This window comes from Streptomyces sp. NPDC101181, from assembly GCF_044767975.1.
In the GTDB taxonomy this organism is placed as follows: domain Bacteria; phylum Actinomycetota; class Actinomycetes; order Streptomycetales; family Streptomycetaceae; genus Streptomyces.
Window position 1 is genome coordinate 179,947 of the sequence record NZ_JBIWOX010000005.1, and the last position, 22,443, is coordinate 202,389.

General features: G+C 71.7%; 21 protein-coding genes. 5 read left to right on the plus strand and 16 right to left on the minus strand.

Features of this window, described 5'->3' with window-relative positions; genetic code table 11:
* Positions 1-13: 13 nt before the first annotated feature.
* From ACIRRU_RS10565 to ACIRRU_RS10580, 4 genes are all read right to left on the minus strand, one after another.
* Positions 14-1,438 carry an AI-2E family transporter gene (locus ACIRRU_RS10565; RefSeq protein ID WP_403678557.1) on the minus strand — a complete coding sequence of 475 codons (1,425 nt, stop codon included), beginning with the start codon at positions 1,436-1,438 and terminating at the stop codon, positions 14-16.
* Between the two features lie 144 nt (positions 1,439-1,582).
* A complete protein-coding gene (locus tag ACIRRU_RS10570) occupies positions 1,583-2,302 on the minus strand; it encodes a transglycosylase SLT domain-containing protein (RefSeq protein ID WP_363202842.1) in 720 nt (239 codons plus the stop codon).
* 389 nt (positions 2,303-2,691) lie between these two features.
* Positions 2,692-4,014 carry a PhoH family protein gene (locus tag ACIRRU_RS10575; RefSeq protein ID WP_363202843.1) on the minus strand — a complete coding sequence of 441 codons (1,323 nt, stop codon included), beginning with the start codon at positions 4,012-4,014 and terminating at the stop codon, positions 2,692-2,694.
* Positions 4,015-4,363: 349 nt separating this feature from the next.
* Positions 4,364-5,125: an isoprenyl transferase gene (locus ACIRRU_RS10580; protein ID WP_363202844.1), complete on the minus strand. Its 762-nt coding sequence runs from the start codon at positions 5,123-5,125 to the stop codon at positions 4,364-4,366.
* Between the two features lie 127 nt (positions 5,126-5,252).
* Between ACIRRU_RS10580 and mgrA the strand changes: the two genes are divergently transcribed.
* Together mgrA and ACIRRU_RS10590 are read left to right on the plus strand one after the other, a co-directional pair.
* A complete protein-coding gene (gene mgrA, locus ACIRRU_RS10585; RefSeq protein ID WP_403678558.1) occupies positions 5,253-6,302 on the plus strand; it encodes an L-glyceraldehyde 3-phosphate reductase in 1,050 nt (349 codons plus the stop codon).
* A 376-nt stretch (positions 6,303-6,678) separates the two neighbouring features.
* Entirely contained in the window at positions 6,679-7,914 is a 1,236-nt protein-coding gene (locus ACIRRU_RS10590; protein WP_403678560.1) for a winged helix DNA-binding domain-containing protein, read from the plus strand.
* A 99-nt stretch (positions 7,915-8,013) separates the two neighbouring features.
* Here ACIRRU_RS10590 and ACIRRU_RS10595 read toward each other — a convergent pair whose 3' ends face one another.
* Both ACIRRU_RS10595 and ACIRRU_RS10600 read right to left on the minus strand, forming a co-directional pair.
* The gene (locus ACIRRU_RS10595; RefSeq protein ID WP_363202846.1) at positions 8,014-8,460 is read right to left on the minus strand and encodes a hypothetical protein; all 447 of its coding nucleotides are present in this window, start codon (positions 8,458-8,460) and stop codon (positions 8,014-8,016) included.
* A gap of 289 nt (positions 8,461-8,749) precedes the next feature.
* Entirely contained in the window at positions 8,750-9,661 is a 912-nt protein-coding gene (locus tag ACIRRU_RS10600) for a prepilin peptidase (protein ID WP_403678562.1), read from the minus strand.
* A gap of 104 nt (positions 9,662-9,765) precedes the next feature.
* Between ACIRRU_RS10600 and ACIRRU_RS10605 the strand changes: the two genes are divergently transcribed.
* Positions 9,766-10,149: a DUF192 domain-containing protein gene (locus ACIRRU_RS10605; protein WP_403678564.1), complete on the plus strand. Its 384-nt coding sequence runs from the start codon at positions 9,766-9,768 to the stop codon at positions 10,147-10,149.
* 50 nt (positions 10,150-10,199) lie between these two features.
* On the opposite strand, the gene ACIRRU_RS10610 is transcribed toward ACIRRU_RS10605, so the two are convergent.
* On the minus strand, positions 10,200-11,435 hold the full coding sequence (locus ACIRRU_RS10610) for a hypothetical protein (protein WP_403678566.1): 1,236 nt from the start codon (positions 11,433-11,435) through the stop codon (positions 10,200-10,202).
* A 155-nt stretch (positions 11,436-11,590) separates the two neighbouring features.
* The gene (locus ACIRRU_RS10615; RefSeq protein WP_403678567.1) at positions 11,591-12,211 is read right to left on the minus strand and encodes a hypothetical protein; all 621 of its coding nucleotides are present in this window, start codon (positions 12,209-12,211) and stop codon (positions 11,591-11,593) included.
* Between the two features lie 400 nt (positions 12,212-12,611).
* On the opposite strand from ACIRRU_RS10615, the gene ACIRRU_RS10620 reads away from it, so the two are divergent.
* The gene (locus ACIRRU_RS10620; RefSeq protein ID WP_403678569.1) at positions 12,612-14,588 is read left to right on the plus strand and encodes a hypothetical protein; all 1,977 of its coding nucleotides are present in this window, start codon (positions 12,612-12,614) and stop codon (positions 14,586-14,588) included.
* 196 nt (positions 14,589-14,784) lie between these two features.
* Positions 14,785-15,342, plus strand: a complete 558-nt coding sequence (locus ACIRRU_RS10625; RefSeq protein WP_403678571.1) for a hypothetical protein — start codon at positions 14,785-14,787, stop codon at positions 15,340-15,342.
* 195 nt (positions 15,343-15,537) lie between these two features.
* On the opposite strand, the gene ACIRRU_RS10630 is transcribed toward ACIRRU_RS10625, so the two are convergent.
* The 8 genes from ACIRRU_RS10630 to ACIRRU_RS10665 all read right to left on the minus strand — a co-directional run bounded on the left by ACIRRU_RS10630 (position 15,538) and on the right by ACIRRU_RS10665 (position 22,436).
* Entirely contained in the window at positions 15,538-16,137 is a 600-nt protein-coding gene (locus tag ACIRRU_RS10630; RefSeq protein WP_403678744.1) for an OmpA family protein, read from the minus strand.
* Between the two features lie 55 nt (positions 16,138-16,192).
* Positions 16,193-16,801 carry a hypothetical protein gene (locus ACIRRU_RS10635; protein ID WP_403678573.1) on the minus strand — a complete coding sequence of 203 codons (609 nt, stop codon included), beginning with the start codon at positions 16,799-16,801 and terminating at the stop codon, positions 16,193-16,195.
* Between the two features lie 29 nt (positions 16,802-16,830).
* Complete coding sequence (locus tag ACIRRU_RS10640) at positions 16,831-17,439, minus strand: pilus assembly protein TadG-related protein (RefSeq protein ID WP_403678746.1); 609 nt, start codon at positions 17,437-17,439, stop codon at positions 16,831-16,833.
* Positions 17,439-17,669 (minus strand): hypothetical protein, encoded by a 231-nt coding sequence (locus ACIRRU_RS10645; protein WP_403678575.1) that lies wholly within the window; start codon positions 17,667-17,669, stop codon positions 17,439-17,441. The genes ACIRRU_RS10640 and ACIRRU_RS10645 overlap by 1 nt, the downstream gene beginning before the upstream one ends.
* A gap of 215 nt (positions 17,670-17,884) precedes the next feature.
* Positions 17,885-18,817 (minus strand): response regulator, encoded by a 933-nt coding sequence (locus ACIRRU_RS10650; protein WP_403678577.1) that lies wholly within the window; start codon positions 18,815-18,817, stop codon positions 17,885-17,887.
* A gap of 149 nt (positions 18,818-18,966) precedes the next feature.
* Positions 18,967-20,319 (minus strand): sensor histidine kinase, encoded by a 1,353-nt coding sequence (locus ACIRRU_RS10655; protein WP_403678579.1) that lies wholly within the window; start codon positions 20,317-20,319, stop codon positions 18,967-18,969.
* Positions 20,320-20,556: 237 nt separating this feature from the next.
* Complete coding sequence (locus ACIRRU_RS10660; protein WP_363202859.1) at positions 20,557-21,447, minus strand: DUF5936 domain-containing protein; 891 nt, start codon at positions 21,445-21,447, stop codon at positions 20,557-20,559.
* 44 nt (positions 21,448-21,491) lie between these two features.
* Positions 21,492-22,436 carry a type II secretion system F family protein gene (locus ACIRRU_RS10665; RefSeq protein ID WP_403678581.1) on the minus strand — a complete coding sequence of 315 codons (945 nt, stop codon included), beginning with the start codon at positions 22,434-22,436 and terminating at the stop codon, positions 21,492-21,494.
* Positions 22,437-22,443 lie beyond the last annotated feature (7 nt).

Genomic DNA, 22,443 nt, shown 5'->3' on the forward strand with positions numbered 1-22,443 from the left:
GCTCCGCCCCGCGCTACTCCCGCGGCGGCCGCTCGTCGGGCCCGCGCTCGACGGGCGCCTCCGGCGCGGGCGCGCCCCGCCCCGGCTCTCCGCCCCCCGCCTCGGTGCTCCCGCCGACGGCCGAGCCCGCGGGCACCGGGTTCATCGACAGGGCCGTGGAGCCGTGCCGCCCTCCGGCGCCGCCCGGTCCCCCGGGGGTCGCGTACGAGCGCAGATAGCCGACCACCGTGTTGGTCACGGCGACCAGCGGTACGGCGACCACCGCACCCCCGATCCCCGCGACCAGGCCGCCCGTGGCCACCGCGAGGACCACCGCGAGCGGGTGGACCCGGACCGCGCGGCCGAGGATGAACGGCTGGAGGATGTGGCCCTCGATCTGCTGGACCGCCAGCACCACGACCAGCGCCCACAGCGCCGTCCACACGCCCTCGGTGACCAGCGCGACGACCACCGCCAGCGCCCCGGAGACCACCGCGCCGACGAGCGGGATGAAGGCGAACAGGAAGATGAAGACGGCCAGCGGCACCGCGAGCGGCACGTTGAGGAAGTAGAGCCCGAGACCGATGAAGATGGCGTCGATCAGGGCGACCAGGACCGTGCCCCGGACGTAGGCGGTGAGGGTGCGCCAGGCGCGCGGTCCGGCCCCGGCGACCCCGGGACGAGCGGCGGCGGGCACCAGCTTCAGCGACCACTCCCAGATGCGCCTGCCGTCGTAGAGCAGGAAGAGCGTGGAGAACATCGCCAGCAGCAGCCCGGTGAGGAACTCCACCATCACCGTGACGCCCTGGAGACCGGCGGAGGTGATCTCCTCGGTGTTGGTTCCGATGGTGTCGCTGAGGTTCTTGGCGATGTCGTTGATCTGCGACTCGGTGACGTGGAAGGGGCTGTCCAGCAGCCAGCGCTTCAGCTCGTCGATCCCGTCACGGACCCGGTCGGAGAGCGTGTCGAGGTTGTCCATCACCTGCCACACCACGAACCAGGCGACCAGGCCGATGATGACGAACCCGAGCACGGCGGTCACGGCGGTGGCGAGCCCGTGCGGCAGCCCGAACCGCTTGAGCCGCACGACGGTGGGCTGGAGCATCGCGGTGACGAGCAGGGCGGCGGAGAAGGCGAGCACCACCAGCTCCACCGCGGTGATCACCTGCATCAGCACCCAGAGCGTCCCGGCGAGGATCAGGAAGCGCCAGCCGACCTCGGCGGCGACCCGCATCCCCCAGGGCAGCGCCGCGACCGGATCGGGTTTGGCGGCGACGGTGGGGGCGTACGAGGGCGGTGCGGGCACCTGCCCCGGCTCGTGATCGGCGTCGGGGACGGCCCCCTTCACCGTGAAGGGCTCGTCGTCGGCGGCGGCCCTCGCACGACGCTCGTCCAGGCGCGCGCCCAGCTCCGTCAGTTCGGTTCCGAAGCGGCCCAGCCAGCCCGGCAGTTTTGACATGCTCTCTTTCCTTCCCCCATCTCGGCTTCCCAGCGCTCCGGCTTCACCGGAAAGTGACCGTACAACGCGCGAGGCCCCTCACCGTGTGGACGGTGAGGGGCCTCGCGAGGTTGAGTCGCGGCCGGCGGGGGCTGCGCTCCTGGTCTAGTACCAGTTGTTGGCCTGCCAGAAGGACCAGGCACCGCACGGGGAGCCGTAGCGGCCGTCCATGTAGCTGAGGCCCCACTTGATCTGGGTGGCCGGGTTGGTCTGCCAGTCGGCGCCCGCGGAGGACATCTTGTGGCCGGGCAGGGCCTGCATCAGTCCGTACGCCCCGGAGGAGGGGTTGGACGCGCGGTAGTTCCAGGTCGACTCGTGGTTCACGATGTTGCTGAAGCACTGGAACTGGTCGGCGGGGACCATCTGACGGGCCATCGCCTGGACCTGGGCCACGCTGTAGGAGCCCTGCGCGGCGAAGGAGGAGGCGTCGCGGACGGAGGACCGGCTGGCGCGCTCGGCCTCCTTCTTCTCCTTGGCCTCCCGCTCGGCCTTGCGCTCCGCCTCGGCCCGGTCCTCGGCGGCCTGCTTCTTGGACTTGGCGTCCTTGGCGGCCTGGAGGCGGGCCGACTCCTCGGCCGACTTCTTGGCGGAGGCGTCGGCGGCGGAGGCCTGGGCGTCGGCCTGCTGCGTCAGCGAGGCGGTCTGCACCTGGGCCTGCTGGCCGGCGGGGATGTCTGCGAGCAGCGTGGTGTCGGCTGCGGCCGCCTCGAAGTTGTTGTCGTCAGCGGCGGGAGTGCCGCCCGAAGCAACGCCAACGACGGCGCCTACGGTGGTGACCGCGGTGGCGGATGCCACAGCGAACCCCCGGACCGAGATCCGGCTCACATGGTGTCCTTCCAGCATCGTCCGCTCAGGTGACCTCGCGGGCGCGTTCGTGCCCCCGGCACTGGCCTCCCTACTGCGTGGGTCACGGGAGGCACGGGCCCGTTGGGCAACCCCCCTGAGGGAGCTGCCGCGTGGTACTCGCGGGCGGCATACGGGCGTCACATGTGGAGTTGTGTAGTGCGTGGCGCCTCTGGAGGTGCCCAAGTGCCGTATGCGGGGCCTGACGGAAGCAAGACTCTGCCGGACGGGTGCGCCGGGAGGCAATTCTGTCTCACGTGGGAAAGGTCACACCTCGTTTGGGCCACCGGTTTCGCGGAAATGACGGCGCAGCACGATGCCGCCCGGCTAAGCTGCTTGGCTCGCCGGGCGGCATCAACGGGACATGCGGGTCAGATCTGACCTTCCTCCAGCATTTCGGTCACCAGCGCGGCGATCCGCGACCGCTCGGAACGGGTGAGCGTGACGTGGGCGAACAGCGGATGCCCCTTCAGCTTCTCGACGACGGCGACGACTCCGTCGTACCGGCCGACCCGGAGGTTGTCCCGCTGGGCGACGTCGTGGGTGAGCACGACACGCGAATTCGCCCCGATCCGGGACAACACGGTCAGCAGGACGTTCCGTTCGAGCGACTGGGCCTCGTCCACGATCACGAACGCGTCGTGCAGCGAACGGCCGCGGATGTGGGTCAGCGGCAGGACCTCCAGCATCCCGCGCCCGAGGATCTCCTCGATGACCTCACGTCCGGCGACCGCCGACAGCGTGTCGAAGACCGCCTGCGCCCAGGGGCTCATCTTCTCGGCCTCGCTGCCGGGGAGATAGCCGAGCTCCTGGCCGCCGACCGCGTACAGCGGGCGGAAGACCATCACCTTCTTGTGCTGCTGACGCTCCAGCACCGCCTCCAGGCCCGCGCAGAGCGCCAGCGCCGACTTGCCGGTGCCGGCCCGGCCGCCGAGCGAGACGATGCCGACCTCCTGGTCGAGCAGCAGGTCCAGGGCGATCCGCTGCTCGGCGCTGCGGCCGTGGATGCCGAAGGCCTCCCGGTCGCCCCGCACGAGGCGCACGTTGCCCTCGGCCGTGACCCGGCCCAGCGCCTTGCCGCGCTCGGACTGGAGGACCAGACCGGTGTGGACGGGCAGGTCGGCGGCCTCGGGGACGTACAGCGTCTCCTCGGCGAACAGCAGGTCGACCTGCTCCCCGGAGAGGGGCAGCTCGCTCATCCCGGTCCAGCCGGAGTCGGTGATGGCCAGCTCCGCGCGGTACTCCTCGGCGAGGAGGCCGACGGAGGACGCCTTGATGCGCAGCGGCAGGTCCTTGGAGACGACCGTGACGTCGTACCCCTCGGCCTGGAGGTTGCGCGCGACCGCGAGGATCCGTGAGTCGTTGTCCCCCAACCGGTAGCCGGCGGGCAGGACGCCGGGATCGGAGTGGTTCAGCTCGACACGGAGCGACCCGCCCAGATCCCCGAGCGGGATCGGGGCGTCCAGGCGGCCGTACCGGATCCGGAAGTCGTCCAGCAGCCGCAGGGCCTGCCGGGCGAAGTAGCCGAGCTCGGGATGGTGCCGCTTGGCCTCCAGCTCGGTGACGACCACGATCGGCAGCACGACTTCGTGCTCGTCGAAGCGGGACATGGCACCGGGATCGGCCAGCAGGACGCTGGTGTCGAGAACGTATGTGCGCCGGTCGGGCATGCGGCGCTTGGCACTGGTCACCACGGAAGGACGTACCCCCTCGGACGAGGTCGGGGAGTGCGACAAACGGTCGCGGAGCTTCCCGAAGGGAGAGGACGGACCGGGATCGGGCCCCTGTGCGCGGGCCGGACCACGGCCTCCACGTCGGCCGGACGCTGTGTACGGTCCTTCGTGCGCAAAGGGCCTCCCGGGCGAGCGGACTGGGTGCCGCTCACTTGGTGACGACATCCGCCTGGTTGATGACCGGATGTCGACCTGCCAGGGGTATTCCCTATCTGGCGCGAAGCCATGCAGCTGTACGGGGCACGGTGCGGAGAAGTCCTGGTGGACGCCGGATGACTCCGAGGGTGGTGTCCACCGTGCCCGGGGCCGCTCAGGCCCCGTAGCGCCGGTGCCTGGCGGCATAGTCGCGCAGCGCCCGCAGGAAGTCGACCTTGCGGAAAGCGGGCCAGAAAACCTCGCAGAAGTAGTACTCCGAATGGGCGCTCTGCCAGAGCATGAAGCCCGAGAGCCGCTGCTCACCGCTGGTCCGGATCACCAGATCGGGGTCGGGCTGGCCGCGGGTGTAGAGGTGCTCGGAGATCAGGTCGGTGGAGACGACCTCGGCCAGTTCCTCGAAGGTCGTGCCCTTCGCCGAGTGCTCCAGCAGCAGGGAGCGCACCGCGTCCGCGATCTCCTGGCGGCCGCCGTAACCGACGGCGACATTGACGATTATCCCGTCGATACCGGACGTCGACTCCTGGGCCTCCTTGAGGACCGTCTGCGTCTCCGGCGGGAGCAGGTCGAGCGTGCCGACGTGGTGGACCCGCCAGCGCCCGTCCGCGGCGAGGTTGCGCACGGTGTTCTCGATGATGCGCAGCAGCGGCTTCAGCTCGTGCTCGGGCCGGTCGAAGTTGTCCGTGGACAGCATCCAGAGGGTGACGACCTCGACATCGGTCTCGTCGCACCAGCCGAGCAGCTCGGAGATCTTGTCCGCACCCGCCTGGTGGCCCTGCACGGCCGACCCGCCCGAGGCCTTCGCCCACCGGCGGTTGCCGTCGAGGATGACCCCGATGTGCTTCGGTACCTGGTCGTGGTCGAGGCGGCCTTCCACCCGGCGCGCGTAGAGCCTGTACACCAGGTCACGGAAGTTCACTGCGTTCGTCCTCTCGGTTCCGTACGGGCCCGGGGCCCGCCCGGCATTCCCGAAGCCGCCACATTACTGCGAGCGGGTCACGGGGGCCCAACCCGGTCTGTCACAACTCCGTGATAGGGAGGGAAACGTGACTGAATACCTCTCCCCCGACCTGCGGTATCGCCCCGCCGGCTCGCGTTACGACTCCATGGAATACCGCCGCACCGGGCGCAGCGGCCTCAAGCTGCCCGCCCTCTCCCTCGGCCTGTGGCACAACTTCGGCGACGACCGGTCCCTGGAGTCCCAGCGGGCCATCCTGCGCCGCGCCTTCGATCTCGGGGTCACCCACTTCGACCTGGCCAACAACTACGGCCCCCCGCCCGGCTCGGCCGAGCTGAACTTCGGCAAGCTGTTCGCCCAGGACTTTTCCCGGCACCGCGACGAACTGGTCATCTCCACCAAGGCCGGATATCTGATGCACCCCGGCCCGTACGGCGAGTGGGGCTCCCGTAAGTACCTGCTGTCCTCGCTCGACGCCTCCCTCGAACGGATGGGCCTCGAATACGTCGACATCTTCTACTCGCACCGCTTCGACCCCGACACCCCGCTGGAGGAGACGATGGGCGCCCTGGCGTCCGCCGTCCGGCAGGGCAAGGCGCTGTACGCGGGCGTCTCCTCCTACACCGCGGAGCAGACGGCCGAGGCCGCCCGGCTGCTGCGGGAGATGGGCGTCCCCGCCCTGATCCACCAGCCGTCCTACTCCATGATCAACCGCTGGATCGAGGACGACGGCCTCCTCGACACCCTGGAGAGCGCGGGCATGGGCTGCATCTCCTTCGTGCCGCTCGCCCAGGGCCTGCTCACGAACAAGTACCTCAAGGGCATCCCGGAGGGTTCACGCGCCACCCAGGGCAAGTCCCTCGACCCGGACCTCCTCTCGGAGGAGGTGCTGCGCCGGCTGCGCGGCCTGAACGACATCGCGCAGAACCGCGGCCAGTCCCTCGCCCAGCTCGCCATCGCCTGGGTGCTGCGCGACAGCCGGATGACCTCCGCGCTGATCGGGGCGTCGAGCGTGAAGCAGCTGGAGGAGAACGTCGCGGCGCTGGCGGGCCCGGAGCTGACCGCCGAGGAGCTGAAGGAGATCGACGCCTTCGCGGTGGACACGGCGGGAACGAACATCTGGGCCGGTCGCGGCTGAGGTGAGCGGGTGAGTGAACCGGGGCGATGAGCCGAGCGGGCGAGCGGCGGAGCCACGGGACCGCGGGGCGCCGGGGCGGCCGCAGCGCCGAGACTGCGGAGTCCCGAAGCAGCTCGGCGAGGGGGAAAAGAAAACGGGCCGGTCCGTGGGGGGGGATACGGACCGGCCCGAGGGGGGGTTTCCACCATAACCCTTCGTAAGTGATGCCGCTTGCCACGCCACTCCCTGCTCACTCTCCGAAAACGGCGGATGTCCCGGCGAAGGGGGCCCGCACGGCCCCGCGAGCTCGATATGAGAACGCCAGGAGGGCGACACGAGGGCGTTCGCCGTCCGGTTGCGGACAGGTACTGACCTGAAGGGGCCCTACGTTCGAGGAATGACTCCACGACACCGGGTGACCGCGACCGTGACCTGGCCGCGGGCGAACGCCCGGCGCCTGGCCCGCCAGCATCTGACCGCTCCCGTTCCCGTTCCCGCTCCCGCCCCCGCCGACGTCTCCGCGGCTTCCTCCGGGGCCGCCTCCGCGGCGGAGGTGGTCGGCGCGATGCTCGGCGCCCACGCCCAGGTTCTGTCGGCCGCCGAGCTCTCGGTGGGGCTGCGCGGCGCCGGACTGACCCGTGCGGACGTCCGCACGGCGCTGTGGGCGGAGCGGAGCGGGCCGGGTGGCGGGAGCGAGCGGGGCGGTCGGACGCTGGTGAAGACGTTCGGGCCGCGGGGGACGGTCCATCTGCTGCCGCTGGCCGACCTGCCCCTGTGGACCGGTGCGCTGTCCGCCCTGCCGGTAGGCCCGAATCTCTTCGCCAAGGACGCCGGGATGACCCCGGACCAGGTGGAGGCGATCGGGGACGTGCTGACCGGGGCGGAACTCACCGTCGACGAACTGTCCGACGAGGTCGTCGCGCGGACCGGGCCGTGGGCCGGGGACCCGGTGATGCCCGCCTTCAGGACGATGTGGCCGCGCTGGCGGCAGGTCCTCCACCTGGCGGGCCACCGAGGTGTCCTCGCCTACGCCCCGAACCGGGACCGCAAGACGACGTACGGCAACCCCGGGTGCACCCCGCTGCCCGGCCCGGAGGCGCTCGCGGCGCTGATCGAGCGGTACCTGTACGCGTACGGGCCCGCCACCCCCGCCCATTTCGCCCGGTGGCTGGCCGCTCCGGTGCGCTGGGCGACCGCTCGGTTCGCCGCGCTGGCGGCGTCGGGGGCGATCGAGGAGGTGCCCTTCGCGGACGAGGGGGCGGCCTGGGTGGTCGCGGGCGATACGGAGTTCCCGGACGAGCCGGTGCGGGGGGCGCGGCTGCTCCCGTACTTCGACGCGTTCACCATCGCCTCGCAGCCCCGCGAGCGGCTGTTCCCCGGACCGGCGTACGAGCGGGCGCTCGGGGGCGGGCAGGCCGGCAACTATCCGGTGCTGCTGGTGGACGGCACGGTCGCCGGGGTCTGGCACCAGCGCCGCTCGGGCCGCCGCATCGCGGTGACGGTGGAGCCGTTGAAGCGGCTGTCGGCGGCCCGGCTGCGGGAGTTGGAACGGCAGGTGGACCGGGTGGCCGCGGTCATGGAGGGGACGGCGGAGCTGACGGTGGGCCCGGTGACGGTGGGGCCGCACGCGTAAGGATGCGGGGCGGCGGCGAATGCCTTTCCTGACAAGCCAGTTGCGTCTGCGTACGGGGCGGTCGGCGTGGGTCATCTCGTACGAGTCGGTCCGCGTGCGTCAGAAGTGCTGGGCGAAGCGGATCACCAGCGTGTCCCCGGCCTCGACCGCGAAGTCCCCTTCCGCGCACCGGATCACGGCCTGGACCACCTCACCGTTGGTGTTCCGGTGTTCCCGGGTGCCCACGACCGTCCAGGCTCCGCCGTACGGCACGACAGGTAAACCAGAGGGCTGGGCGTGCTGCCACTGGCTGGCCGGTACGCACCAGTCGGGCAGCCGCGGCCAGGCGCCGGGGGTGACGCGGAGTGTCCCGTCGGAGACGCAGGTCAGCAGGACGGACTGGCCCTCCGCGATCACGAACTCCACCGCCTCCGGCTCGCCCGCGCGGCCCTCGGGCCGGTAGTAGACGCCAAGGACGGCGGTGATCCGGGCCCCGGTGAGCCAGTCGGCGTTCCCGTGCCGCGGGCGACCGGTCGGCGCCGCACGGTCTTCCCGCTCCAAGGTCATGGCCGCTTCCGCTCCTTCGCTTCGCTGGCGTCCTCCCGTCGAATAGGACGACGGTGCCGGTGATCCCGTTGCCTCCGGGGCAAGAGTGAACGGACGTCCGTGGTAGGCGGGTTGACCGTACGCCGGTCCCGGGCCGCTGCTCCCGGTCACGCCACCGTCCTGCGGTCCCGGTCAGCAGGCGGGTGATGCGGGCGAGAACGGGAGACGGTCGGACGGCGGTTCGGGCACAGGGGCATCGTGCCAGGTGGGCGCGCGGGGAGGCGAACCCGTTTCACGGGAGGGACGCCACTCATGCCGCGAGGGCTCCGAGCAGCACCCCGGTCAGCGCTCCGGCGATCATGAACGGGCCGAACGGGATACCGGTCCTGCGCCCCGCCCGGCGCAGCAGCACCAGCCCGAGTCCGTACGCCGCCCCGAACAGGAACCCGGCGAACCCGCCCAGGAACAGCACCGCCCAGCCGTACCAGCCGAGGGCCACGCCCAGGGCGAGGGCGAGCTTCACGTCACCGAAGCCCATGCCGTTCGGGTTGATCAGGAAGAGCAGCAGGTAGAAGCCGCCGAGGGCCAGGCCGCCCAGGAGTCCGGAGGTCCAGGAGCCCCCGGGTCCGGGGAGGAGGGCCGCCCCGCCGAGCAGGACGACGGCCGCGGCGGCCAGGGGCAGGGTCAGCGGGTCGGGGAGGCGGTGGACGCGCAGGTCGACGACGGCGAGGAGCACGGCGACGGGGGTCAGCGCCAGCCACCCGATCAGTTCGGGCCGGGCCCCGGTGGCGGCGGCGAGCGCGACGCAGACGAGCACGGTGACGACGGGGGTGAGGACCCCGGGGGCGTAGACGCCCGGGGGCCGGGGGCCGGCGCCGAAGCGGGCCCGTCCGGCGTCACCGCGGGCGCCGGACCGGGGGCCGGTGTGCGTGTCGGAACCGGGCCCGATGCCGGAGCCGGTGTCGGCGTGCGTGCCGGTGTCGGTATGCGTGTCTGACCCGGTGTCCGAGCCGGTGTCGGCGTGCGTGCCGGGTGCGGCGCAGGGGGTGCAGCGGGCCGGGCCGAGCCAGCCGTGGGCCGGGCCGGTGAGCGGATGACCGGCCGGGCACGCGGTACGCCAGGGCTCCTCGGGCTCGACGGCGAACCGGTAGGCGGCACGCGGGATCAGCAGTCCGGTGACGGCACCCCAGACAGCGGCGAGGGCGAGCAGCGCGGCGTCCACGGGGCGACCTTAAGCCCCCGCGCTGCCACGGGTCTTGGGCCCGGGGACCCATGCCCGCCCGTTCGGGCCCCACGTCCGGTCCCCGGAGGCTACGGTCGGTGCCCATGTGGACGAGGACGTGGCGGGACGGGGACGGAACACTCACGGTCGGCGCGGACTCCGGCGCGGGGTCCCGCCGGGTGCCGCTGCGGATAGCGGCCTCCTACCGGGCCCGCACCCGGGGACTGCTGGGGCGGGACGGGATCGACGGGGCGTTGCTGCTCACCCCGTGCGGGAGCGTGCACACCTTCCGGATGCGGTTCCCCATCGATGTGGCCTACCTGGACCGGAGGTTGACGGTGCTGGCGGTCCGCACGATGCCACCGGGCCGACTGGGCCTGCCCCGGCCGCGGGCCCGGCACGTGGTGGAGGCGGAGGCCGGGGCGATGGAGCGCTGGGGGGTGCGGCCGGGCGTACGGCTGGAGTTGCGGGCGTCGGACGCCGCGTAGGACGTCCGGACGCGAGCCTTCCCCGGGGCAGCCGCTTGGGCTGGGTCGGGTTACGGCGGGCCCGCGCCGAGCAGGGTCCAGGCGCCGTAACCCGCCGACGCGCAGGCGAGCACAGTGAGGACGACGGCCGGGACGGCACGGGCGGCAGCCGGGTGTCGTCCCGTCGTGCGGAGACGCGCCAGGGCGGCCGCGGGCGGCAGGAGCAGCGGGAACGCGGGCATCATCAGGCGCGGGCGGGAGCCGAAGTACCCCGCGCCGATCAGCGAGATGACGACGATCGCGATGGTGTAGACGAGGAGCGGGAGCGGCTGCCGCTGCCGTACGCACAGGACGACCAGCCAGCCGAGCAGACCGAGCGCCCCGCAGAGGCCGAGGGCCGCGGGCCACGGGAGTCCGGCGATGAAGGAGGCGAGGGCGCGGCCGCCGTCGATGTTGTTGCCCCACTGCGCCTGGACGTCGAAGTACGCGAACGGGCTGCCCTCCCGCAGGGCCACGAAGACGACGTACGCCAGCCAGCCCAGCGGAGCGAGCGCCACCCCCGTGAGCATCCGGGCACGGCGGCGGAGCACCGTACGGAGGCCGCCTCCGGCGCGGTGGTCCCGTACGAGGGTGACGGCCGCGGTGATCGCCAGGGCCGCGACGAGGGCGGCCGCCGAGGGCCGGGTGAGCCCCGCCAGTACGCACAGGGCGCCCGCGACGATCCACCGCCCCCGCAGGACGGCGTACAGCGCCCAGGCGGCCAGCGCGGTGAAGAGCGTCTCCGTGTACGCCATCGACTGGACGAACGCCGTCGGATACACCCCCCACAGCGCGGCCAGCACCACGCCCGTACGGCGTCCGCGCAGCTGGGTCCCCACGGCGAAGACACCCCAGGCGGCGAGCAGCCCGGACGTCCAGGCGACCAGGAGTCCGGCGCCGCCGAGGGTGAGCGGGGTCACCTCCAAGATGCCGCGCTCCAGGGCGGGGAGCAGCGGGAAGAAGGCGAGGTCGGAGTGGAGGGAGCCGTCGGGGAGGGTGGTGGTGTAGCCGTATCCGTTCTCCGCGATCCGCTGGTACCAGACGGAGTCCCAGCGCCCGGTGAGCCGAGCCCAGGGATCCTTGCCCACGACCTCGGCGGCCGCCCAGAGGGTCAGCAGCCCCAGGGCCCGCACGGCGGCGTAGACCGCGAGGGCGGGCGCGGCGGCCCGGAACGCGGCGACGGCCCGCGGCCCGGGAGCCGAGCGGCGAGGGGCCGGGGCGGGGGCGGGGGCGACGGGCGTCCGGGGGCGGAGCTGGTTGTCGGACATACGGCCGATTATGACGTCGATGCCGGACACTCCCGGCCGCCGACCGGCCGCCGATCGGGTGGGGGCGCGCCGGGGCGGGCGTGGCCCGGCCGGGGCAGGCCCGAGGGTGCGGGAGGCGCCGGCGGGCGTACGGGTTCCGGGGAAGGTGCCGAGCGTCACACGCCGGACAGCGCTCCGCCGAACACCTTCCAGGGCGAGATCTCCACCGCCTCCATGGCCGACAGCTGGGGGTGGCGGGCCGCTGTCCCGTCGCGTACGGCGAGGGCGTCGGGCCAGGCGCCGAGCGGGGCGGTGCCTTCGATGACGACGGCGTCCCAGTCGGTGGCGGCGCTCGCCCCGCTACGGTCGACGACGAAGCCGATGCAGAGCACGGAGGCCCGTCCGACCGTCCGCCGGATGGCCCGCACCGCGTGCTCCCGCTCCGGCGCGGGCAGGTCCCCGAGGGAGAACTCGACGGCGACGACACCGGTCCGCGCCTGCCGGACGCGTACCAGCAGGCTGAGATCCCGGCCCGCCCACAGCCGGAAGCCGACCTCCTGAAGGCGCTGGAGTCCGGCAGCGCTCAGCAGTTGCTCCCGTGTCACGGCTGAACGGGCCCCGGCGGAGTACGGATCGAGCCCACCGAGTCCGACGAGTCCGCCGAGCCTGACGAGTTCGATGCGTCCGGTCACCGGGTGAGCCGGGCGGAGCCCGTCCGCCGCCAGGTCGCCCAGCAGCGTACGGGCGTCCAGCGAGGTCCAGCCCAGGTGGTACGAGGAGAAGAACCCGGCACTCATCGAACCCCCGCTCTCGCGCGCTTCGTCTGCGCTTCGTCTCACGCTTCGCCGTGCGTCATCGCCGGGTCGTGGTCGGCGCCCCCGGCTCGTCCACCGAGCGTTCCGAGCGTACGGAGCGCCAGTCCGGGCGGCGTGGGCCCCTGGACCCCCTGGTCAACCCGCCTGCGGAGTCACGCACTTGGGCCCAACTTTGGGACCGGGGACCCGGGTCGGCCCGGCCGGCCGCCCGTACGCTCTCGGCCGTCGGACAACCCGCGCGGGGTTTCGCCTCCGGGGCCCGGGGCCCGGGACATGGTCGCGGAACTCGGTCGCCGGTCCGGACACAGCCAGATACAGCCGGATACGGAATGACACCCGGAGACGGGTGATACGGGTGCAACGCTCAGGGAGAGGGTGCGGTGTGAGGGGTGGCGGCGGTGGCGGCGGTGGCTCCGTCGCGCACGACCGGCAGAGCGGCGGCCGGTTCTTCGCGTTGACGCGGAGCTGGGTGGCGGGCGCGTTCGTCTATCTGGCCGCCGGGTTCCTGACCAGTCAGGCTCCGCTGCAACTCCTGGGCAGTGAAGCCCGGTTGGAGACCTTCGGCTGGCGACTGGCCCTGATCCACCTGCCCGCGCTCGCCGTGACACTGCTGACGGTGCTGGCGGCGGTCCGGGTCCTGCCCGACGAGTACCGCGCGGCCTCCCGCCCGACCTATCTCCTCGCCGCCCTCGCCGTGCCGCTGGCGGGCCTGCTGTACGGCTTCTCCGTCTCGTGGGACGTCGTGGGGATCGAGGGCGTCCTGATGCCCGCGGTCTCGCTGGCGGCGGGGGCCGCGTCCGGGGTGGCGGTCGACCGGCTGGTGGAGGAACGGGCCACCCGTACGCCTCCCGCGCCGACGCCGTACTCGTACAACTGGCGTGACACCGGCGCCACGGCGATGGAGTACCTGGGCGTCGTCGTCCTCGTGGTGATGCTGATCGGCGCCATGGCGATGGCCGGCGTGGGCGGGCAGATCGGGGAGCGCATCCGGTGCGCGGTCACCTCGCTGGCGGGCGGCGGCTCGTGCGGCGGGGGCAACGGGAACCCGCAGGCGCGGCCGAAGACGGACGCCGACTACGAACCGAAGATGTGCCAGGTCTCGTCGGTCTCCGACAAGGCGGGCGGCAAGGTCAAGATCGGCTGGTTCGAGTGGGGCGAGGAGTACGGCTTCCAGCAGCGGGTCTCGCAGGCCAGCACCGATGTGAACGGGGACGGGCAGGTGAACGGCGACGACAAGATCGTCTCCATGACGTTCACCGACGCGGCCTCCGCCGGGGTCACCGCCAGCACGCCCGGGGTGAAGCTCGGGAACCTCGGCAAGGCGGACATCGACATCGGCGGCGGCATCAAGATCACCAACGGTGACACCTGGATCTTCAAGAGCGAGGAAGAGGCTCAGCGGATGCGGGACGACATCGAGGAGATGAAGATGTGGGAGACCTCCACGAAGCACGGCGGAGCCTACGGCGGCAACTGGTACTCCGCGATGAAGTGGGGCGAGAAGAAGGAGGAGATCGAGCGGAAGATCGGCGACAAGAAGATCTCCTACTCGACCATCGGCCTCGACGCGTACGCGGACGGCGGTCTGTCCGTCAAGGGCGGCGACGAGGACGAACTCGGCGTCAAACTGGGCGGGAAGGCGAAGTTCTCCCCCGACGTGACGATCACCAGGGACGACGTGAACGGCAACGAGTCGTACACGTACACCGCCAAGCTCGACCTTGAAGGCAAGGCCACGGGGAACGTGGGCCCGGTGAAGGGAACTCTGGGCGCGCAGCAGAGCCGCACCGGCGCGATCACCGTCACCCGCGACCAGAAGACCGGGAAGATCGTCCGGATCGACATGACGCAGACCGTGGAGAGCGGTCCGACGTCCGGCAAGGTCGAAGTGGGCGGCGACAACGGCGAGACGGGGCGGGACAAGCGGGGCGGCAAGGGCAGCACCTCGGACTCCTCGGGCGAGAGCGGCATCGACGTGGTGACGAACTCGATCGTCTTCGGCAAGGACACCGACGCGGCCACCGAGTCCCGGCGGGCGATCGCCGAACAGTGGCTGGACGGCTCCGGCAACAACACCGCCCCGTTCGAGTACCTCTTCGGCGACCAGGGCATGGACACCCGGCCGGAGGGCAACGACCCTTTCCGGCGACTGATGTTCGAGGACGGCCTGTCGAGCACGATGCGGTATCTCGGCGAGAGCGACGCCCAGGACTTCGGGTTCGAGATCTCGCTCGGGATGAGCCTCGGCTTCTCCCTGTCCACCGAGGAGAAGAAGGAGACGCTGACGGACGCGCGGTTCCTCGGGGCCCCGCAGGGCGACCGGCGCGCGTATCTTCCGTACAGCTACTGCGCGAACTGACCGAGGGACGTGAGGGCGGGTGCTGGGGACGATGACGGCGACGACGGTGAGGGTGGCTGGGTCGGTGGCGGCGGGCCGGGTGCGTGGTGTGGCCGTGAATCGGGCAGTGGCCGTCAAGCGGGCGGCAGGGACCAGGGCTGGTGCGGGCCGGGTGCGTGGCGGCCGATCTCGTGCGGGCCGGGTGCGTGGTGTGGCCGTGGTGGGGGCCCTTCTGGGTGCGTCCCTGCTGCTCACCGGGTGCGGCGGCGACCGGGAGGACGCGGCGGCGGTGCCGGAGGGCTGGGCCACGCTGGACACCAGGAGCCTCAGCGTCGGCTACCCGAAGAACGACGGGTACGCCGAGCAGCCGGCCGCCGAGCGCGCGAAGAGCAACGCCGCGGTCGCGCTCAAGGAGGAGCGGGGCATCCGTACCGGCATGGTGTCGGTCCAGCTGGACTTCGCGACCGGGGTACGGGACGCGGCCGGGGCGGCGGCCGCCGCGGGCGCGGGCATCGGCCTGGGCTCCACCCGCAAGGCCACGGAGGACGTCCGCCTGGCGGGCCCTTCCAGCGCCCGTGAGGCCCGCAGGATCGACTACGACTTCACTGCGGACGGCCGCGAGGACACCCCGAACACCGGTACCCCGATGACGGGGGTGCTGGTGGCCGGGGTGGACTCCCGGGGCGTGCCGTTCGTGGTCCGCCTCAACGCGGTGAAGGACGCGGTGAGCGGGGAGGACCTGGACGCGTTCGTGGGGTCGATCACGGTGAAGTAGGCCCGGCGGGGCCGGGGCCCGGGATGCCGGTGCGCGCGACGCACCGCACCCGCACCCGCACCCGCCTGGTGGGCGGTGACGGGTGCGGGTGCGGGTGACACGTCCGGGAGTGCGCGCCGGGGCGTGCTTCTGGGCGCGGAGACCGGGTCAGGATCCCCCGGGGTCCGGTTTCCCCGGGGTCCGGCTCCCCTGGGGTCAGGAGCCCTCTCCGCGCGGGAAAGAGACCTCCACGCGGCGGTTCTTCTTCCGGCCCTCCTCGTTGCTGTTGCTGGCGATCGGGTACTGCTCGCCGTAACCCCGGATCTCGTACGTGATCGAGGAGCCGAGCTGCTTCGAGAGGACTTTGTGCACGGCATCGGCTCGCTGCTTGGAGAGGACGTCGCCGTGGGCCGAGGAGCCGAGGTTGTCGGTGAAGCCGAAGACGCGGACCTTGGTCGCGTTCTGCTTCTTGATCTCCTCCGCGATGCCCGCGATCCGCGCGTTGGCGGCGGCACCCAGCTTCGCGCTGTCCTTGCCGAAGAGGACCTCGGCCTGGAGGGCGAACTTGATGTCGGCGTTGCTGTCCTCGCGGCGTTCCTCCCCGCCCTGGTCCTCGACCACCTGGACGATATCGAGGACCCTGCCCGGAGCGAGGGTGCCGCCGTCGGGCATCTTCAGATCGGGGTCGTTGGCGTCGATCGGCACCGGTGGCTCCGACGACGCCTCGGTCCCCGGCGGGACGCTGGGTCCGTCGTCGGCGTGCGAGGAGGAGACTCCGAGGACGGTGGTGCCCGCGAACAACAGCGCGACGGCCATCACGCGACCGGTACGACGGCGGGAGGTGAGATGCGGCATGGTGTTCATGTCGACCTCACCCGGAGATCTTGAGTGACGCGGTGGCGAAGGTGGGCAGGGTGAAGTCCACTTCCGTGGTCTCCTGAGGCGGAGACGGGAACTGCATGAACACGGCTGCGGATTCACCGGCCGAGAGAGGAACCAGCGCGGTCGTGCAGAGGCACCTGCCGTCGGTGTCCCTCAACACGTAGTAGTTCTTCTTCCCCTTCTTGTCCACCAGGGTGGCACCGGCCACGGAGTTGGGGTTCTTCGCTACGAGCGCCGACTCCTGGCCCACCCAGTTGGAGGTGTTCTGCGTGCTGTCCCCGGTGTTCGTGATCTCGCCCTGCACGGTGACGAACCCGCCGCTGTCCCGCTCGACCTGATTGACCACCAGCGTCAGCCCGTTCTGTCCGCGCAGCTCCGCCAGGTTGGCATCCGGGTCGACACCTTCGTCAGCGGCGGTGTCCTTCTGCCCCTGTCCCTTGTCCGTCGCCGGGGAGCTGGCCGGCGCCGAGGGAGTGGCGGACTCCTGCGCATCCTCCTGCTTACCGCCGTCGTCCCCGCAACCGGCCAGAACGAGGGCAGCCACGGCTGCCGTCACAACAGCCATCCCTCTGGTCGTCGTGATCCGCCGCATGCTCATGGTCCGCTTCCTTCACTCGTCGTTCGCTGTCATCTGTCGATCAACCGCACGTCGAAGAGATCCTTGCTCACACGGGACCAGTCCGGTGGACTGCTCGTGGAGATCTCGAACACCGCGCCGTTTCTGCACGTGAAGATGTACAGGTCCTTGATGCCGTCACCGGTGCCGTCAATGGCCTTCCACGTGCACCGGAACTCGACGAGAGCCGTGGCCCTGGCCTCCGCGATCCTGTCCTCGGACCCGGGGAGGACCGAGGAGTCGACCGGCTTACGGCCCGCGACCTCGACGGTGATCTCGTAACGCGGGTAGGCGTAGACCGCTGTGCAGGAACGCCGATCGCTGTCGTTGGCACTGGCGAGCCGCCGCGCCTCGGCGCAGGGGCGGGCGGTGTTGAAGGGCTTCTCCAGGAGGAGGTCCAGCGTCTCCAGGGGAAGGGCGGCGATGAACCCGGTCTCGATGTCCTCCCGAGCAGCCTGCGCGGCGGCGAGGGCGGCGGCGTCGGCGGCCCCCTGTGAGCTGTTGCGCAGGGCGGCGGCTTTGCCCACGGCGAAGAAGGCGAACGCAAGGAAGAGCAGGCCCGCCACCATCACCACGTAGATGGGGAAAGCCTGCCCACGGTCGTGCCGGAGAGGTCGGATCACTTCGCGGTGATCGAGTTCACCAGCCCGCTGATACGCGCCGAGATCGCCCCACCGATCCCGGTGGCCACGATCGCGCCGATGATCGCCACGACCACCAGGATGATGCCCAGGTACTCGAACGCCGTCTGCCCCCGGTCCTTCGCCGCCGCGCGCTTCTGGATCGCGGCGACCGCGGTGTTGGTCCAGCCGTTGACGCGGACGGCGGTCTTCAGGGTGATGTTCGACATGGTGTGCCCCTCCTGGTTCGGCCGACCGGTTGCCGGCCGACTCGCACATCTCTGCGGTGTCGCCAGCGGTACCGGCTTCCTCCTGGCCGGTACGGCTGGCGACAGGAGAAACATAGGGGGACGGCGGCCGTCCGGCAGAGGGTCCGTGGGCCCATTCCCGGGCCCAAAGGGTCTCCTGGGCCCGCGCGGGGCGGGGCGGGAGGACGCGGCGGCGGTCAGGCATGGCGCCTCCCGGGGTCCCTGGGCGCCGTGCCGAGCCAGTGGGCTATCGCCTCGCTGCGGGTGGCGCTGTGGAGCTTGGTGAAGATGCGGTTGATGTGGTTCTTGACCGTCTTCTCACTGATGAAGCAGGTGGCGGCGATCTGCTGATTACTCATCCCGGACGCAATCAGGTCCATGACCTCCACCTCCCGCGAACTCAGCCCGTACTGAAGCCTGTTGGGGGTGGGAACCGACCCCCCGGATACAGCTGACTGTCCCACAACTGGTTGCAGTTGCGAAAGGCTTTGTGAAGGTTCGGACGGGGGCGGGAGCGGCGCGGACGGTGTCGTCGTCACCGCCGACCCCAGGCCCTCGGGGAGAGGCGGCCGGTGGGGCGGCACGCCGTGGCGCATGTGGGCCAGGAGGGCGTCCGCCGCCGTGGCCGTGAAGTTGGCGCGGCCGTCCTTCGTGTCGCGTACCGCCTGGACCAGCTGATCCGCCGTGAACTCACCGTGCACCAGATAGCCGCCCGCCCCCAGCCGCAGCGCCTCGTGGACGATCTCGCTCTCCCTGCTGTACGTCAGCATCAGTACGGGGGCGATGCCCACCAGGTGCGGCAGGGCCGAGATGCCGTCCACGCCGGGCATACGGACGTCCAGCAGGATGACGTCGGGGCCGTGTTCGAGCGCCTTGTCGTACGCCTCGCGGCCGTCCGCCGCCTCCGCGACCACCTGGATGTCCGCCCGGCCCGAGAGCAGGACGCCCAGGCCCGCCCGGACCACCGGGTTGTCGTCCGCGACCACCACCCGGAGCCGTTCGGCGGCGGGGGCGGCGGGTCCGGCGGGGAGGCCTGCGGGGACGGGGGGCACGGAAGGTGCGGCAGGTGCCGGCGGCGGCGCGGCGGGCGGGGAGACGTGGGCGTCGGCCGCCGGGGGCGCCGAGGGCATCGGAGGTACCGGGTCTCGGCTGATCGGTGCGGGTGGGACGTTCTCCGGCATACCGCTGCCTCCTCTCGGAGTCGAAGTCGCTTTAGGGAAGGTTGAGTTCGAGCACAGGTCGGTCGGAGTCGACCGAGTCGGTCGAGGTCGGTGGGGGGTCAGTCGGCGAACCTCCCGCCGCCGGAGGCGGCCCCGGGCTCCGGCGCTCCTCCCGCCGGGCCCGGCAGTGCCGCCAGCGGGAGTTCCAGGCGCACCTCCGTGCCCTTCTCCGCCTTCCCCCTGCCGATCCGGATGCGGGCCCCGATCGACGCGGCCCTCTCCACCATGCCGACCAGGCCGAAGTGGCCCGCCCGGCGCAGGGTGTCGAGCGTCGTCCCGGCGGGGAGGCCCCGGCCGTCGTCGTACACGCTGACGCGGAGCATGTCGCCCTTCACGCCCGCGAGGACGATCAGGTACGTCGGGGCCGCGTGGCGGTGGGCGTTCTCCAGCGCCTCGGAGGCCACGGTCAGCAGGTGGCGGGCGACCGCCTGCGGGACGGGCGGCACGGGAATGTCCTCGGAGAGGCGGCGGAACGTGGCCGTGACGGGGTGTCGGGCGGTGAAGTCCTTCGCCTGGGCGGCCAGTTCCGCCACGATGTCCACGCCGCCCTCCAGGCCCTGTTCCCGGCGCAGGTCCGTGAGCAGTTCGCGGGATTCGGCGGCGGCCCTGCGGGCGGCGCGGGCCACCAGTTCCGCCTGGTGTTTCACGGTGGGCGGGTCCATTCGGTCCGCCGAGCCCGCCAGACCGTCGGCGGCCAGCGCCAGGCCGTGCAGGGTCTTGGCGACCGAGTCGTGCATCTCCCGGGCCAGACGGGTGCGTTCGGCCTCCACCGCCTCGTTCACCGCCAGCCGCGCCCGGGTCTCGGTGAGCGCCTGGGTGGCCGTCCCGAACCGCAGGAGCAGGTTGCGCAGGGTGACCCCGACCGCCCCGGCCAGCACGCAGAAGCCCGGCAGCAGGAGGGCCGTCGCGCCGCTCGACTCCAGCTTGGGGACGCTCGCGTACACGCCGAAGACGATCACCACCTGGAGCGCCGCGAAGACGGCCGCCCCGCGCCAGCCCTGGACCAGGCCCGCCAGCAGCGGGGTGCAGACGGTGACGTAGGCGAGGGTCGACTCGGGTGTCGCCGTGATCAGCAGCAGCGCACCGAAGGACACGTCGACGGCGAGCAGCCAGGGGTGGCGCAGGAGGACCGGGCCGAAGCGCTCCCAGTCGCGGAACAGGACGTAGGAGCCCATGAAGGTGACCAGCACGGCCGCGCCGATGAACCAGGTGGGCAGGCCGGGGGCGGTGTGGCCGATGGCGTACGGGGTCGCGATGGCGATCATCGCCAGCCGGAAGCCGAACACCTGGCGGCACATCGCCTGGAGGGCGTTGACCTGGATGGAGAAGTCGGGTTGCGCCGGGGTGCCGGTGTGGAGGCGGTTCAGCTCCGCGCTCAGTCCGGGCTGGGCGCTGCCCAGTTGGTATGCCATGTGCCTGTCACCTCCGTCTCCTCTCCCGTACCCGTGTCCCTCATCCGTCCCGCGGCCCCGGCTTCCGTACGCCGACGGCCCTCGTGGTGGCCTTCGTACGCCGGTGGCCCTCGTACGCCGGTGGCCCTCGTACGCCGGTCGCCTTTGTACGCCGGTGGCCTTCGTACGCCGGTCGCTCAGGGGGCTGGGGCGCCCGGCGCCAGGGGGTGTTCGTCCCCATCCGGTGGCTCGTCCATGTCAGCCCCCCGTGAGGAACGTGAAGTCGACGTCGGCCCCGTACACGAATCCCACCGTGAGGAGAACGAGCGTCCCGGGCAACAGGAACGACGTCACCGCGAACGTCGCCTTCGGGACCGCCTTGGCCGCCTTGCGGCGGGCGTTCTGGGCGTCCGTGCGGCGCATGTCGTTGGCGATCTGGATGAGCGTCTCGACGATCGGGGCGCCCAGCTCCTCGCCCTGCTGGAGGGTGGTGACGAACATGGCGACCTGTTCGGAGTCGTTGCGTCTGCGCAGTTCCTCGAAGGCCTGGCGGCGGCTGACGCCCATGTCCATCTGGCGCAGGGTGATGCGCAGTTCGTCGGACCACGGGCCCTCGTACTTCTCCGCGACCCGGTCCAGCGCCTGGCGGAAGCCGAGGCCCGCGGAGACGACGACGGCGAGGACGTCCAGGAAGTCCGGCAGCGTCCGCTCGATGTGCTCGCGGCGGACCCGGATCGCCGACCAGATGCCCGCCTCCACCCAGAACAGGCCGAAGGCGATCATCAGGAGGGCCAGGAACAGCTGGCCGCGCAGCAGCATCGAGAACGCGCCGAGAAGGCCGAGGGCCCCGTAGACGGCGCGGCGGGCCGCGTAGCGGTCGATGGTGAGGCCGCCGGGGTTGCCCGCCAGGTCGATCTGACGGCGCTTCTTGTTGACGGCCTTGGGGCCCATCATCCGCAGCACCATGGGCGCCCAGCGGATACCGAGGCGGTCGATGCCGGAGCCGACCGCGCCGGTGCGCGAGGAGCCCGACTCCAGGGCGATGGCGAGGTCGCCGGGGAGCTTGGCGTCCGCCCGGTACATGCGTATGCCGTGGATGGCCCCGTACACGGCGAGGCCGACGACCAGGGCGAGCAGCAGATCGGTCATGCGTCCATCCCCTTCCCCTTCACTTTCCCCTGCACGTGCCGGCGTCAGACGTCGATACGGGACAGCCGGCGGATCACCAGGAACCCGATCGCGTACAGAACGATGGCGACGACGACCGCCGCCTGGCCGATGAAGGCGCCGGTCATCCGGTCGAGCGCGCCGGGCATGACCGCGTTCATCAGGAGCATCGCCCCGACGCCGAAGGCCGGTACGGCGTAGGCGGTGACCGTGACCTGGGAGAGCTGGGTCTTGACCTCGCGGCGGGTCTCCTTGCGCTCCTCCAGGGTCTCGGTGAGGTTGCGCAGCGAGCTGACGACCGTACCGCCCGCCCGGTTGGAGAGGACCAACGTCGTGACCAGCACGACCAGTTCGCGCGAGGGCAGGCGGTCGGTCAGTTCGCTCAGCGCGTCCTCCAGGGACTCGCCGACCGCCAGCCGCCGCGCCACTCGGGCCAGTTCCTCGCCCGCCGGGTCCTCCAGCTCCTCGGCGGCCATGGAGAGCGCCGTGCGCAGGGCCAGTCCCGCCTGGGTGGCGTTGGCGAGGATGCGGGAGAGCTCGGGGAGCTGGTTGATGAAGCGCTCGGTGCGCTTGCCGCGCTGCCAGTTGAGGAAGGCGTTGGTACCCCACAGGCCGATCAGGGCCGCGACCGGGCCGAAGAACGCGGCGAGCAGGGAGGAGGCGATCATCCACAGTCCGGCCATCGCGACGAGCGCGTAGACGAAGAACTCACCGGGGGTGACGTCCAGCCCGGTCGCGGCCAGCTTCAGCTCCAGTCTCCGGCCGAGCGCGGTGGAGCGCAGTCTGCGGTCCAGGCCCTTGAAGCGGCGGACGCGGCCGGTCTCGGGGATCTGCCCGACGTGCGAGAGGCGTTCGACGAGGGCGTCGCGGTCGGCCTTGCCGCCGGAGTAGGCGTGCAGGCCCATCACGCCGAGCACGCACGCCACCAGGGTGACGCCGACGGTGATCAGGGGGAGGTTGACGTTGTCCATGGCTCGG